The sequence below is a fragment of the Mycolicibacterium brisbanense genome, from assembly GCF_001570425.1.
GTDB lineage: Bacteria > Actinomycetota > Actinomycetes > Mycobacteriales > Mycobacteriaceae > Mycobacterium > Mycobacterium brisbanense.
In genome coordinates, this window is the sequence record NZ_BCSX01000002.1 from 15,158 (window position 1) to 30,020 (window position 14,863).

12 protein-coding genes are annotated in these 14,863 nt (G+C 66.4%); 11 read left to right on the plus strand and 1 reads right to left on the minus strand.

All coding sequences use genetic code 11. From position 1 onward, the window contains the following. The first annotated feature begins 82 nt into the window (after positions 1–82). Genes RMCB_RS00460 through RMCB_RS00505 form a run of 10 tightly spaced genes read left to right on the plus strand, consistent with a single transcriptional unit; the run spans position 83 to position 10,929 of the window. Complete coding sequence (locus tag RMCB_RS00460; RefSeq protein ID WP_029368809.1) at positions 83–1,114, plus strand: virulence factor Mce family protein; 1,032 nt, start codon at positions 83–85, stop codon at positions 1,112–1,114. Further along, entirely contained in the window at positions 1,111–2,691 is a 1,581-nt protein-coding gene (locus RMCB_RS00465; protein ID WP_062827209.1) for a virulence factor Mce family protein, read from the plus strand. Before RMCB_RS00460 ends, RMCB_RS00465 begins: the two co-directional genes overlap by 4 nt. A 9-nt stretch (positions 2,692–2,700) precedes the next feature. Next, the gene (locus tag RMCB_RS00470) at positions 2,701–4,344 is read left to right on the plus strand and encodes a virulence factor Mce family protein (protein WP_029368807.1); all 1,644 of its coding nucleotides are present in this window, start codon (positions 2,701–2,703) and stop codon (positions 4,342–4,344) included. Then, a complete protein-coding gene (locus tag RMCB_RS00475) occupies positions 4,344–5,516 on the plus strand; it encodes a virulence factor Mce family protein (RefSeq protein WP_029368805.1) in 1,173 nt (390 codons plus the stop codon). Before RMCB_RS00470 ends, RMCB_RS00475 begins: the two co-directional genes overlap by 1 nt. A gap of 3 nt (positions 5,517–5,519) precedes the next feature. After that, a complete protein-coding gene (locus RMCB_RS00480) occupies positions 5,520–7,079 on the plus strand; it encodes an MCE family protein (RefSeq protein WP_084388324.1) in 1,560 nt (519 codons plus the stop codon). After that, a complete protein-coding gene (locus RMCB_RS00485) occupies positions 7,049–7,738 on the plus strand; it encodes an Rv1363c family protein (protein WP_062827185.1) in 690 nt (229 codons plus the stop codon). The genes RMCB_RS00480 and RMCB_RS00485 overlap by 31 nt, the downstream gene beginning before the upstream one ends. After that, a complete protein-coding gene (locus RMCB_RS00490; RefSeq protein ID WP_062827186.1) occupies positions 7,735–8,727 on the plus strand; it encodes an RDD family protein in 993 nt (330 codons plus the stop codon). The genes RMCB_RS00485 and RMCB_RS00490 overlap by 4 nt, the downstream gene beginning before the upstream one ends. Then, positions 8,724–9,275 (plus strand): Rv1363c family protein, encoded by a 552-nt coding sequence (locus RMCB_RS00495; RefSeq protein ID WP_029368801.1) that lies wholly within the window; start codon positions 8,724–8,726, stop codon positions 9,273–9,275. The genes RMCB_RS00490 and RMCB_RS00495 overlap by 4 nt, the downstream gene beginning before the upstream one ends. Next, on the plus strand, positions 9,242–10,237 hold the full coding sequence (locus RMCB_RS00500) for a hypothetical protein (protein WP_062827187.1): 996 nt from the start codon (positions 9,242–9,244) through the stop codon (positions 10,235–10,237). The genes RMCB_RS00495 and RMCB_RS00500 overlap by 34 nt, the downstream gene beginning before the upstream one ends. Positions 10,238–10,251: 14 nt before the next feature. Next, on the plus strand, positions 10,252–10,929 hold the full coding sequence (locus RMCB_RS00505; RefSeq protein WP_062827188.1) for a YoaK family protein: 678 nt from the start codon (positions 10,252–10,254) through the stop codon (positions 10,927–10,929). 37 nt (positions 10,930–10,966) lie between these two features. Here RMCB_RS00505 and RMCB_RS00510 read toward each other — a convergent pair whose 3' ends face one another. Continuing rightward, positions 10,967–14,089 (minus strand): arabinosyltransferase domain-containing protein, encoded by a 3,123-nt coding sequence (locus tag RMCB_RS00510; protein WP_305802434.1) that lies wholly within the window; start codon positions 14,087–14,089, stop codon positions 10,967–10,969. Between the two features lie 149 nt (positions 14,090–14,238). Here RMCB_RS00510 and RMCB_RS00515 point away from each other — a divergent pair, with 149 nt between their 5' ends. Then, positions 14,239–14,562, plus strand: coding sequence for a DUF732 domain-containing protein (locus tag RMCB_RS00515; RefSeq protein ID WP_109784127.1), 324 nt, complete (start codon positions 14,239–14,241; stop codon positions 14,560–14,562). Positions 14,563–14,863 lie beyond the last annotated feature (301 nt).

Below are 14,863 nucleotides of genomic sequence, written 5' to 3' on the forward strand. Positions count from 1 at the left end.
GCGAAGCGAATAGAAAACAGATGCGTGACGTTTGCGCAATCGCCCAGATGCCAGGCGGGACCCGAGCCTGCGAGGGAACCGCATGAGTATCAAGGGCACACTCATCAAACTGGGGATCTTCTCCCTGGTGTTGCTCACGTTCACCGCGCTCATCTTCGTGGTGTTCGGGCAGATCCGGTTCAACAGCACCAACGAGTACTCGGCGATCTTCAAGAACGTCAGTGGTCTGCGCAGCGGGCAGTTCGTCCGGGCCGCCGGCGTCGAGGTCGGCAAGGTCTCCAAGGTCGACCTGATCAACGGCGGCGAGCAGGCCGAGGTGACGTTCAACGTCGAGAAGTCGTTGCCGTTGTTCGACCAGACCACCGCGGCGATCCGCTACCAGGACCTGATCGGCAACCGCTACCTCGAGCTCAAGCGCGGCGAGAGCAACAAGATCATGCCTCCCGGCAGCACCATCCCGCTGGACCGCACGCAGCCCGCACTGGATCTCGACGCCCTGGTCGGTGGCTTCAGGCCGCTGTTCAACTCGCTGGCCCCGGACAAGGTGAACACCATCGCCAAGTCGCTGATCACGGTGTTCCAGGGGCAGGGCGGCACCATCAACGACATCCTGGATCAGACCTCGCAGCTGACCTCCACCATCGCCGACCGCGATCAAGCCATCGGCGAGGTGATCAAGAACCTCAACATCGTCCTGGACACCACGGTCAGGCACCAGAAGCAGTTCGACGACACGTTGAAGAACTTCGAGACGCTGATCACCGGCCTGAAGAACCGGGCCGACCCCATCGGCGCCTCGGTGGCCAACATCAGCAACGCGGCGGGTTCGCTTGCCGACCTGCTGAGCGACAACCGGCCGCTGCTGCACGACACGCTGGGCTATCTCGACGTCATCCAGAAGCCACTGATCGACCAGAAGCAGGAGGTCAACGACATCCTGGTGCAGATTCCGGCAGCACTGAAGATCATCGGCCGAGCTGGTGGTATCTACGGCGACTTCTTCAACTTCTACGCCTGTGACCTCTCGTTGAAGCTCAACGGGTTGCAGCCGGGCGGCCCTGTCCGAACCGTACGAATCACATCGCAGCCGTCGGGTAGGTGCACGCCGAAATGAGGACACTGCAGGGTTCCGACCGGTTCCGTAAGGGCTTGATGGGCGTGGCCGTGGTCGCGCTCATCATCGCGGTGGGTTCGACGCTGACCAGCGTGCCGATGATCTTCGCGGTACCGACCTACTACGCGCAGTTCACCGACACCGGTGGCTTGAACGTGGGCGACCGGGTGCGCATCGCCGGGATGGACGTCGGTGACGTCAAGACGATGGACATCAGCGGGGACAAGGTGGTGATCGGCTATACGCTCGGCGGCCGCACTATCGGCACCGAGAGCCGGGCCGCCATCCGGACCGATACCATCCTGGGTCGCAAAAACATCGAGATCCAGCCGCGCGGCAACCAGACCCTGGCCCCGCGCGGGACGTTGCCGGTCGGCCAGACGACCACGCCGTACCAGATCTACGACGCCATCTTCGATGTCACCCGCAATGCCTCGGGGTGGGACATCCAGTCGGTCAAGCAGTCGCTGAACGTGCTGTCGGAGACGGTGGACCAGACCTCGCCGCACCTGAGCGCCGCGCTCGACGGGGTCGCCAAATTCTCCGAGACCATCGGCAAGCGCGACGATCAGGTCCGCCAGCTGCTGGCCAACGCGAACAAGATCGCCACGGTGCTCGGTGACCGCAGCACGCAGGTGAACCAGTTGCTGGTGAACGCGCAGACCCTGCTGGCCGCGGTCAACCAGCGTGGCCAGGCCGTCAGCATGCTGCTCGAGCGGGTGTCGTCGGTGTCGCAGCAGGTCGAGGGCCTGATCAACGACAATCCGAACCTCAACCACGTGCTGGAGCAGCTGCGCACCGTCAGCGACATCCTGGTGCAGCGCAAGCAGGACCTCGCCGACACGCTGAGCATCGCGGGCAAGTTCATCACCTCGCTGGCCGAGGCGCTGGCCTCCGGCCCGTACTTCAAGGTCATGCTCGTCAACCTGCTGCCCCCGCAGATCCTGCAGCCGTTCGTCGACGCGGCGTTCAAGAAGCGCGGCATCGATCCCGAGGAGTTCTGGCGCAACGCGGGCCTGCCGTCGTTCCGGTTCCCGGACCCCAACGGCAAGCGGTTCGAGAACGGCGCCCCGCCGCCGGCACCGACGCCGCTGGAAGGCACCCCGGAGCATCCGGGGCCTGCCGTCCCGCCCGGTTCGCCGTGCTCGTACACACCGACGGCACAGGGCATCCCATCGCCGGGTAACCCGCTGCCGTGTGCGGCGGCCACCGTGGGGCCGTTCGGTGACAACCCGTACGGGCCCAACTACGGCCCGCCCGACGTCGCGACCTCCGCACCGAATCCGGACGGTGTCGCGCACTCACCGGGCGTGCCCAGCGCCGCGATCCCCGGCCAGATGCCGCCGGATCAGCCGGGCGCCCCGACGGCACCGCTGGCTCCCGGTCCGCCGGGTGCCCGCACCGTGCCGGTCAGCCCGCAGCCCGGGCCCGACGAGTTCGTCCCCGGGTTCGCGCCGATACCGCCGCCGCTGAATGCGCCACCGGCACCTCCGGGTCCGGGTCCGCAGCTGCCGCCGGTGGACACGGCTCCGTTGCCGGGTAATCCGCCGTTCCTTCCGCCCGGGTCGCAGGGATAGGCCACAGCTATGTCAACGATTTTCAACATCCGAAACCTGAAGCTGCCGCACATGTCGCGGCTGGCGGTCATCTTGGGTGCGCTGGCAGTGGTGGTGGCCCTCGCGGTCGGCTACTTCGGGATCAGCCTCTACAAGAAGCTGACCAACACGACGGTCACGGCGTACTTCCCCGAGGTGCTTGCGCTGTATCCCGGCGACAAGGTCCTCATCATGGGCGTCCGCGTCGGCGCGATCGACAGCATCGAGACCGCCGGCGACAAGATGAAGGTCGTCTTCCACTTCAACAACAAGTACAAGGTGCCGGAGAACGCCAGCGCCTCCGTGCTGAACCCGAGCCTGGTGGCGTCCCGCGTCATCCAGCTCTCACCGCCCTACACCGGCGGCCCGCAGATGAAGGACGGCGCGGTCATCACGGTGGACCGGACCCAGATCCCCATCGAGTACGACGAGTTGCGCAACCAGGTGACGCGCCTGCTGCACGATCTGGGCCCGACGCCCGAACAGCCCAAGGGCCCGTTCGGCGACATCGTCGAGTCATTCGCCGACGGCTTCGCCGGCAAGGGCGAACAGCTCAACCGCACGCTGAACGGCCTGTCGGAGGCGTTGACCACGCTCAACCAGGGCCGCGGCGACTTCTTCACGATCGTCAAGAGCCTGGCGCTGTTCGTCAACGCGCTGCACAAGAGCGATCAGCAGTTCGTCGCGCTCAACAACGATCTGGCGAAGTTCACCAACTACTTCTCCAAAGATGACGAGTTGGCCAGCGCGGTGCAGAACCTGAACCAGGTGCTCAAGACCACCCGCCAGTTCCTGGACAAGAACGGCGGCGTGCTGACCCACGACGTCAACAACCTCGAAGAGGCCACCACGGCGATCCTGCAGCCGGAACCGCGCAACGGCCTCGAGACGGGCCTACACGCGTACCCGAACCTGGCCGCCAACGTGGTCAACATCGTGGCACCCAACCAGGGCGGCATCATCGGTCTGCCGGTGCTGCCGGGCCTGACCAACTTCTCCAACCCGTTGCAGTTCATCTGCAGCTCGATTCAGGCGGGAAGCCGGCTGGGCTACCAGGATTCGGCGGAGTTGTGCGCGCAGTACCTGGCGCCGATCCTCGACGCGATCAAGTTCAACTTCCTGCCGTTCGGCATGAACCTGGCCAGTACCGCGATGACGCTGCCCAAGCAGATCGCCTACTCCGAGCCGCGGCTGCAGCCGCCGGGCGGATACAAGGACACGACCGTGCCGGGCATCTGGGCGCGTGACACCTTGTTCTCGCACGGCAACCATGAGCCGGGCTGGACCGTCGCGCCGGGCATGCAGGGCGTGCAGGTGCAGCCGTTCACGCAGAACATGCTGACGCCGGAGTCGTTGGCCGAGTTGATGGGTGGCCCCGACATCGTCGCGCCGCCGGCCCCGCCGGCGTTCGGGGCACCTCCCGGTGGCAACCTGCCCGGTCCGCCCAATGCCTACGACCAGAACAATCCGCTGCCGCCGCCGTGGTACCCGCAGCCCGGCCCGCCGCCGGGACCGGCGCCAGGCGTCATCCCAGGAGATCCGTTGTCAGCCATCGCCCCGGCGGCTCCGGCCGCCCCGGCACCCGCACCCGCACCGAGTGGGCCGCCGTTGCCCGCAGAGGCAGGAGGGTCGTAATGCGTGGGATCAGGCTGCCCAAGAAGGTGGCGCCCAGGAAGGTCGGCTTGCGGCTGGCCGTGCTCGCGGCCGCGACGCTGATGCTGACGTCGTGTGGGCAGTGGCGAGGCATCGCCAACGTCCCGCTGCCGGGTGGTCCCGGCACCGAGAGCGGGCACACCACCCTGTACGTGCAGATGCCGGAAACGTTGGCGCTCAACGCCAACAGCCGGGTGCGGGTCCGTGACGTGTTCGTCGGCCGGGTCCGCAGCATCGAGTTGGTCAACTGGGTGCCCACGCTGACGCTCGATCTGGAGCCGGGCATCGAGCTGCCGAAGAACACGCTGGCCAAGATCGGCCAGACCAGCTTGCTGGGCTCACAGCACATCGAGCTCAACCCGCCGGATCAGAATCCGTCCAAGGAGATGCTGCGCAGCGGTGACACCATCCCGCTGGCGCAGTCCTCGGCGTACCCGACGATCGAGCGGACGCTGGCCGGCATCTCCGGCATCCTGACCGGCGGTGGCATCCCGAACATCGAGGTGATCCAGTCCGAGGTGTTCAACATCCTCAACGGTCGGGCCGATCAGATCCGGCAGTTCCTGGGCCAGCTGGACACTTTCACCAACGAGCTCAACCAGCAGCGCGACGACATCACGCGGGCGATCGATTCGACGAACCAGTTGCTCAACATCGTGGCGCAGCGCAACGACACACTCGACCGAGTGCTCACCGAGTTCCCGCCGCTGATCCAGCATTTCGCCGACACTCGCGACCTGTTCGCCGATGCGGTGACCGCGCTGGGACGGCTGTCGGCCGCGGCCGACACGACGCTGTCGGGCAGCAATGCCAACCTGCACACCAACCTGCAGAACCTGCAGCGTCCGCTCAAGCAGCTCAGCCGGGCGGCCCCATACCTGGTGGGCGCACTCAAGCTGCTGCTGACGGTGCCGTTCAACATCGACAACATCCCGAAGGCCATCCGCGGCGACTACATCAACGTGTCGCTGAACCTGGACCTGACGCTGAGCTCGGTGGACAACGCGATCCTGTCCGGCACCGGTGTCTCGGGCATGCTGCGGGCGCTGGAACAGGCCTGGGGTCGTGATCCGAACACGATGATCCCGGATGTGCGGTTCACGCCGAACCCGCACGACGTGCCGGGCGGCCCGCTGGTGGAAAGGGGGGAGTGAAAGATGCTGCTGACTCGCTTCATCAAGATGCAGCTCGTCATCTTCCTGACGCTGACGCTGGTCGCGCTGGTGGTGCTCGGTCTGGTGTTCCTGCGCCTGCCCACGTGGGCAGGCGTGGGGATGTACAACCTGAACGCCGAGTTGCCGAATTCGGCCGGCCTGTACAAGACGGCCAACGTCACCTACCGCGGCACCACCATCGGAAAGGTCACCTCGGTGGAGCCCACCGAGACCGGTGCCCGGATCCAGATGAACATCTACGACCAGTACAAGATCCCCACCGACGCCACGGCCAACGTGCACTCGGTGTCCGCGGTCGGTGAGCAGTTCATCGACCTGATCTCCCCCGGGGAGTCGAAGGCGTACTTCGCCTCCGGCGACACCATCACCAAGGGCAGCGTGCCCGCCGAGGTGGGGCCCGCGCTGGACGCCGCCGAGCACGGCCTGTCGGTGCTGCCGAAGGAGAAGATCGGGGTTCTGCTCGACGAGACAGCGAAAGCTGTTGGCGGCCTTGGCCCGTCGCTACAGCGCCTGGTCGATTCGACGCAGTCCATCGCGAGCGACTTCAAGGACAACCTGGACCCGGTGAACGACATCGTCACCAACTCCGGGCCCATCATCGACAGCCAGGTGAATTCGGGCGACGCGATCTCGCGCTGGGCGAGGAACCTGAACACCATCTCCGCCCAGACCGCCCAGAACGATGCGGCGCTGCGGAGCAGCATCGAGCAGGCCGCGCCGACGGCTGATCAGCTGAACGCGGTGTTCAGCGACGTCCGGGAATCGCTGCCGCAGACGCTGGCGAACCTCGAGATCGTCATCGACATGCTCAAGCGCTACAACAAGAACGTCGAGCAGGTCTTGGTGGTCCTCCCGCAGGGTGCCGCGATCGCCCAGACCGCGACGATCTTCGCTCCCGAGGGCCTGCTGCACTTCGGCCTCGGCATCAACATGCCGCCGCCGTGCCTCACCGGCTTCCTGCCTGCGTCGCAATGGCGCGCGCCCGCCGACACCACGACGGCGCCGCTGCCGTCGGGCCTGTACTGCAAGATCCCCAAGGATGCGCAGAACGCCGTCCGCGGTGCCCGTAACTACCCGTGTGCCGATGTGCCGGGCAAGCGGGCGGCCACCCCGGCCGAGTGCCGCAGCAACGAGCCGTACGTACCGATGGGCACCAACCCGTGGTACGGCGACCCGAACCAGATCCGCAACTGCCCGGCCCCGGCCGCGCGATGCGATCAGCCTGTGGACCCGGGCCGGGTGATCCCCGCGCCCTCGGTGAACACGGGGTTGAACCCGCTGCCTGCGAGTATGTTGCCCCCGCCCGAAGTGGGCGGATCGGCTCCGACCAGCGATCCGCTGACCGCACCGCGAGGCGGTAGCGTCACTTGCAGTGGACAGCAGCCGAACCCCTGCATCTACACTCCGGCAGCAGGTTCGACCGCGACCTATAGCCCGTCAAGCGGCGAGGTGGTCGGTCCAGGCGGTGTGAAGTACTCCGTCACCAACTCGAATAAACCAGGAGATGACGGATGGAAGGAGATGCTGGCACCAGCCGGCTGAACCTCGCCGACCAGCAAGACCCCGAACACCCAGAGTCTCGTCCCGAGGAGGCCGTAGAGCACTCCAGTGAGCAGGATGTCGAGCATTCCAGCGAGCCGGAAGCCACGGCGGAGCCGGACGGGCCGGAAGCCGAGTCGAGTTCCGGCGTCGAGCGGCGCCCGTCCCGGTTGGGCCGGGGCGCGATGGCCGCGATCTGCGCAGGTCTGCTCGTTCTGACCGCACTGGCCGGGACGGGTGGTTACCTCGCACTGCGGTCGCACGCCGAGAGCGAGCAGATCGCCCGCGACGAGGCTTCCGCGCTGCAGGCGGCCAAGGATTGTGTGACGGCGACGCAGGCACCCGACACTGCGGCGATGACGGCGGCGCAGACCAAGATCATCGAGTGCTCCACGGGTGATTTCGGTGCCCAGTCGGTGCTGTACAGCAGCATGTTGTTGGAGGCCTACCAGGCGGCGAACGTCAAGGTGCAGGTGTCCGATCTGCGTGCCGCTGTGGAGAAGCACAACGACGACGGTTCGATGGATCTGTTGGTCGCGGTCCGCGTCGTCGTCAGCAATACCGAGAAGTCCAACGAGGAGCAGGGCTACCGGCTGCGGGTGAAGATGGCGCTCGACGACGGTGTCTACAAGGTGGCCAGGCTCGACCAGGTCACCTCGTGACGGCCGTGTTGGAGACCCCTTCGTCGGAGACCGTCGACTCGGCGGTGGACGCGACCCCGGAGCCGCAGCTGGCGTCATGGTCCGCACGCGCCGGAGCGTTCGCCATCGATGTGCTGCTGGGCGCCGGTGTGATCGCCACGCTGGCTGTGCTGGCGTTCGCGGCGCCGACCTATGGCTGGCTGTGGTGGGTGTACGCAGGCGTCGCCATCGTGGTGATGATCGCGATGCTGGTCAACCGCGTCGTGCTGCCCACCAGGACCGGCTGGACGGTGGGGCGGGCGGTCGCAGGCATCCGGGTGGTGACCGCCGACGGCGGTGACGCCGGGCTGGTGCGGTTGACGCTGCGCGAGCTCGCCCATCTGCTGGACACCGCCGCGGTGTGCATCGGCTGGTTGTGGCCGTTGTGGGACAGCCGCAACCGCACGTTCGCCGATCTGCTGGCCCGCACCGAAGCGCACCGCGTCGGTGTGCGCGACGAGGATGTGCGCGACGTGCGGCTCCGGGCCGGGATCGTGCTGCTGGCAGGCGTGCTGGTGTCGGCAGCGGCGGTGGGCCTGGGATATTTCGGTTCGTACCGCCAGGAGCTCGCGGTCGAGCAGGCCCGCGCCGAGCTGGCTGACCAGGGACCGCGGATCGTCGAACAGTTACTCAGCTACGGCGTGGACTCCATGGACCAGGATTTCGCCAAGGCGCTCAACCTGACCACCGACAATTACCGTCCGCAGCTCGTTGTGCAGCAGGCCACCGTGCGCAAGGGGGGCCCCAACACCAACGAGTACTGGGCGGTGAGCAGCGCGGTGCTGCCCGAGTCGAGCAAGACCGAGGGGACCATGTTGCTGGCGCTGCAAGGCCAGCGTGGCATCGACCCGAAGAATCTCAAGTTCCTCACCGCCACCGTGCGGGTGGACTTTCACAAGATCGACGGGCAGTGGCGGGTGGACAACCTGACCGTGCTCACCAAGCCACAGATGAACGGGGCGGGACAATGAGCCCACGCCGCAAGATCGATGCCTCGGAGCCGGATTACTTTGCCGTGCAACCGAAACCGCCGAAGCGGTGGGGGCTGCCGCTGGTAGCCGTGCTGTCGTCGCTACTCGTCGCGGCGGCGATCGCAGGCGGCACCTTCATGCTGGTCCGTCATGTGTCCGGTGACCGGGTGAAGGGCAAGGACGCCGCGGCGCTCGGATACGTGCGCGAGTTCATGACGATGTACACGACGATCGATCCGTACCACGCCAATGACTACGCCGACCGTATCGCGGCACAGGGCACCGGTGATTTCGCGAAGATGTTCAAGGACCGGGAGAACGAGATCGTGGTCCAGGTGGCCCGTGCCGAGCCGACGGAGGGCACCGTGGAGGACGCGGGCATCCAGCGCTGGAACGACAATGGCAGCGCTGATGTGTTGATCGCCGTCAAGACCAGCACGCGGTCACCGGACGGCAAGTCAACGATTGCAAGTGGCGCCCGATGGGTGGTCACGACGATTCGAGAGGGACAGCAGTGGAAGATCAGCCAACTGAACCAGGTGATCTGACCACCGAGACGTCGGGCCCGGAGGGTTCGGCCACCCAGCGACGCCGGCTGCGGATGCCGTGGCAGCGCAAGGCCCAGACGTTGCCCGATGAGACGGCGGCCGACGAGTCGGCGGCTGCGAAGGCGTCGACGAACACGCCGTCGCCGGAGGCCCGGCCCAAGCCGAGGACCCCGGTCGGCAAAGGCCGCCGTGCGGCCGCGGCCGAGGACGAGACCGCTGAGGTTGCGGAGCCGGAGACTGAGTCCGAGGAGTCTGCGCAGCCCGAGACCGCCGAGCCTGAGCCTGAGCCTGAGGTTGAGGCCGTCGAGGTTGTCGAGCCCGAGGCCGCGGCGGACGAATCCGAGCCGGCCGAGGCTGACGGCGAATCTGCCGAGGAATCAACGGATCCCGATGAGCCTGCGCCCGGCGAGGACGAGAACGTCGAGACCGTCATGGTCCCGTTCCGGCCGGCCGGGAAGCGGTTGACATACCTGGCGGCCGGAGCCGCGGCGTTGTTCGTGGCCGCAGGGGCGTTCGCGGGCGCAATGGTGCAGCCATATCTCGCCGACCAAGCCCTGGTGGCGACCAAGCTGAAGGTCGCGGAGACCTCGGCCAACGCGATCACCACGCTGTGGACGTACACGCCGGACAACATCGATTCGTTGCCCCAGCGTGCGGCGCAGTATCTGTCGGGTGATTTCGCCGCGCAGTACCGGACATTCGTCGACTCGATCGTGCCGACCAACAAGCAGGCGCAGGTCTCCAGCAACACCCAGGTGATGGGCACGGCAGTGGAGAGCATCGGGCCCAACGAGGCCACCGCGATCGTCTACACCAACTCGGTGTCGACGAGCCCGGTCACCAAGAACATCCCGTCGCTGCGCTATCTGTCCTACCGGGTGACGCTCAAGCGGGACGGAAGTAATTGGCGGATAACGCAAATGCCCGCGCTGACCAAACTGGACCTGTCACCGCAGCTGTAACCCGGACTCAAGCAATGGGCATCCAGTCACCGGTCTCGCACCGGCTGACCGTTACCGCGTTACTGCTGTTGACCTTCGCGACCGGCATCATCGACGCGATCAGTGTGCTGGTGCTCGGCCACGTGTTCGTCGCGAACATGACCGGCAACGTGATCTTCCTGGGGTTCTGGTTGGTGCCGCACTCGGGCGTCGACCTGGCGGCGGCGGTCGTCGCCTTCGTCAGCTTCGTGGCAGGCACGGTTGTGGGCGGACGGTTCGCCCGGCACCTGCAGGGCAACCCGAGGCGATGGCTCACCGTCACGCATTCGGTGGAAGTGGTCATGCTGCTGACGCTTTCGGCCCTCGCCGGCGCCGGTGTGCTCGATTACCAGGACAACCGGAAGCTGATTCTCATCTCCGGGCTGGCGATCACCTTCGGTATCCAGAACGCCACTGCGCGGCAGTTCGGCATCCAGGAACTCAGCACCACCGTGCTCACCCAGACCATCGTGGGCATCGGGCTCGACAGCAGATTGGCCGGCGGCACCGGGGACCGGGAGAAGCTGCGCTACGGCGTGGTGGCGACCATGATGGCCGGCGCGATGGTGGGCGCATCGCTGACACTGGTCGCGGTCGCGCCCGTGATTGCGTTGGCGGCGTTGGTCATTGCCGCGAGCGCGGCGATCTTCCGGTTCGGCTCTTCGGGTTCATGAAGTCCCAGCGCGCCGCTCGTGGTCCGAAGCGAGGAGCCTAAGGCTCGATCCGGATCGGCCCGGGTGACCACAGCCCAGACCTCGTCGCCGTACCGAGGTCGATGCGGGCTTCCGGGGCGTCGACGACGGTGTCGAATTTGCGCAGCGATCCCCAGTCGCGGCCCCAGTCACGGGACAGATAGGTGGGCATGACGTGGGCACGCAGCAGCACATCGGAGATGCCGAGCAACCCGCCGTTGCGGCCTTCCTGCCAGGTGTCGGGGTTCTGCAGCTTGGCCGGATAGTCCGGTGAGATGCGGTATCTGGGTACCTCGGTCACTCCGTTGGCATGCAGCATCGGGTGTTGGCAGGGGAACACCAGGCCCACCATCCAGTCCAGCAGGATCGGCTGGGTGGTACCGAGATACTCCTGCAGCGAGCGCAATTCGGGAACCCGGGGCGGGGTGACGGCAACCCAGTCGCCGGGGTTCAGCGAACGGTCGTCGGCGATCACGCGAACGTAGTCGGCGTCGGCGGGAATCTGTGCGCGCGGGAACCGTAGGGACCGCCACGACGGTTGGGGCCCGATGTCGTATGGCGTGATCCGGCCGGCCGGTTGCGGCTTACCATCGGCGTCGACCCGCCCGTATTCCAGTGCCACGGTCTGAGCTTCGGTGTGGCCGTAGAGCACGCTGTTGCCGGTGATGGTTCCCGCCGCCGTCACCACCACGAGCGGGTGCGCGTCGTCGGCGGCGGGCAGCCGATACCACGCCGAGGTCAGCTTGCTGGGTTGTTGCGGCCCGGCGGTGAAGCTGCCCAGCACCGGAACCCGCGCGGGGTCAAGGCCGTAGGGCAGCGCGGGTGCCGCCGCCCAGTCGTAGTCGGTGCCGGGTTGTGTGTTGGTCTGCCAAACTGACTCGGCCACAATGTGTTCGGGTAGCCCGTCGGGGCTGAAACCGACGGGCGCATCGCCACCCAATGGGCCCAGCTGGCCGTAGCTGCCGGGCTCGGGCGTCAGAAACCCGACGTTGGGGTCGGGTTCGACGAGCACATCGTCGGCAAGCCCGCAGCCTCCGCTGAGTTCACGAATGTTGGCCCAGCCGTTGGAGTATGTCGGGTATTCGCGGACCATGCCGATGGTCAGGGACGCGACGAAGACGATCACCATGACCCCGGCCGCCACCGGAACAGGCGCGGTGGTGAGCATGCGGACGAAGCGAGGTTCGGGTCGCGTCGCCGGCATGATGTGCAGCAGCGCCGCGTAGAACGCCGTCAGCAGGAAGAGCCCGAAGAACACGCTGCTCGCGGTGACCGGCCCCAGATGCGGTGTGCTGTCGTTGAACGGAACGCCGTAGCTCGACACGTACCACCAGCCATTGGTAGACGCGAAACACAGTGCGACAACGAACAATACGGCGGAGAGGAAGGCCATCCGATTGCGCGCCGACCGCACGATCGTCGGACCCATCAGCACGGTGGCCAGCGCTGCCATCGCGGCGCCGACCGCCGCGAACAACCCGAAGTGGTGGATCCACTTGGTCGGTGTGAACGTGAGGAAGAAGATGGTCGCGAATATGATGCCCATCAGCCGCCATGCCGGGCCCGTCGCCACCCCGGGAATCTTCTTGCGGCGCAAGAACAACACCATGGACGGGAAGAGGCACGCCATCGTGATCAGGATGCCGAAGCGTCGCGACAGCGCACCGTCGGTAGTCGGCAGCACCAGGTAGAAGTACCGCAGATTCTCGGTGTACCAGGGTTGGCTGGGGCCGATCGCGGTGCGCACTCGGGTGGCTTCCAGAACCGCCGCCAACGTCTGGTCCGCGAACACGACCGTGAGCACCACGAAACCGGCGGCCAACAGCGGCGCCAGCAGTGGCCATGTGCCGATCACCCGGTGCCGGGCCACGAAGATCCGCAACAGCGGGCGCCCGCCCGCCACCAGCGCTGCCACCGCGATCAGCCCTGTCGGTTGGATGCCGAGGGTGAAGGCGGCGGTCACGACCGCCAGCGCCGCCGGCGTGACTCGACTGGAGATGATAGCCCGTTCGATGAGCACGTAGGTGATCAGCGCGCCCGCCGCGATCTGTCCCTCGGGCCGCAGGCCGTTGTTGAACGGCATCCACGCTGCGATCAACACGAACGCCGCGGCCCACAGCGCCGGTCGGCTCGCCGCCACCGCGGGCCCCAGCCGAGGCAGGACCTCCCGGGACAGCAGCAGCCAGCACACCAGGGCACAGACCAGATCTGGCAACCGGATCCACAGGCTGATGTCGCTGAGGTGGGTCATGACGGAGAGCAGGTTGTAGTACCAGCCGAACGGGTCCTCGGGACTGCCGAACCAGCGGAAGTAATTCGACATGTACCCGGCATGCCCGGCGACGCGGGCCATCTGCATCTGATAGCCGTCGTCGGAGGCACCCGCGCCGGCGATGTACCAGTAGAGCGACACCACGATGACGGTTACGTCGACCCAGGTGAACGTGCGCCACCGGGTGGGGATCCAGCGCTGCATCCGGCGACCGTCGAGCCGGTCGAGTTGCCACAGCGCCACCAGGGCGATGACGGTGGCCGCCATCCCGATCAGCATCGCCGCGAGCTTCAGCGGTGTCGGTGAGGTGGTGTAGCGGGTGTCGATGGTCGCTGATACCGAAAGCCCGTCGGGCGCAGGGCCGTTCAGGTCCGTGAACACGCCGACGATCTGTGGCCGCAGGTTGGGGTCGGCGTAGCCGGTCCGCCGATCGGCGCCGTCGGGTCCGGGGAGCCCGACGAAGGTGGCGAACGTGCCGTCGAGTGACGACGTGATGTCGATCCGACGGCAGTGCGTGGCATCGCTGCGTGCGACGGTGGCGACGACGATGTTGCGCACCAGCACGTCGACGCGGTCCTTGCTGACGGTGACGAACAGTCCGTTGAGGCCGGCGTCTTTGCCGTCAGCGGGGATGGTGCCGAATATCAGGCCGCCGTCGGACGGCATCTGCTGCACCACTGCGCACGGGACTGTCGCTGTCAGCGATACCGGCGTCAGCGTGATCAGCGGCGCGGTCACGTTGCCCAGCCGGCCGTCCTGCGGCCAGTTCAGTGTCGCCGTCGTCTGGACCACCGGCAGGATGGGGGTCAGTGCACTGAGCACAAAACCGATCAGGCCGGCGACGATCGCTACCCAGCGCCAAGCCTTCACTGAATGATGTTCCCGCCCATTGCACAACCAATATATGAAACAACTGTTACGGTCAAGGCGAAGCGCGGCCGACGAGATGTGGCCGATGTTTGCGGTCAAATCGGTCGAATGATTGCGGGGGTGAGCTTCCAAACCCTAACCTGATGGCCATGACGAGGGGAATTGTCCGAATTGGTGCTGCCGTGCTGGCGGCCGGAGCGTTGCTGAGTGCCACAGGTGCGACGGCGGGAGCGTGGCCCATCCCGTTGACGGACGTCGACTACCGCTACCTGAACGCCACCCGTGGAGTCTTCCCGGGCGACGACGATCAGCTGTTGATGGCCGGCCGACAGATCTGCAGGCTGCTCTACACCGGGCAGCACACCCAGGACGCGATCGACGCCATGGTGGGTCAGTACGGCGCGACGCCCGAGCAGGCCGCCGTTGCCGTCCGCGCCGCACGCAGCACGTACTGCACCCAGGCGCCGGGCTGACTGCTCTGATCGCCAGATGCCGAAACTCTAGTCGCGGGCAGGATCCTGCGTGCCCGCGGCTGATCTCTAGCGAAGCGGTTGCCGACGCGCTTTCGAGATTTGGCGGCGATTTTCGAAAGACACAGTTTGCGGACCGATTGGCCCGAGTGTGTTTGCTCAACTCAGGCGCACATACGGTCGACAGGCGGCCCAGGCGATCGCGGGGAGTTGCTGCGAACTTGCGTATCGCAACCGTGATCCGGTAGACATGTTCTGCCCGAGTTCAACGCGAAACATCGTCTCCAAGACAGAAACAGACACC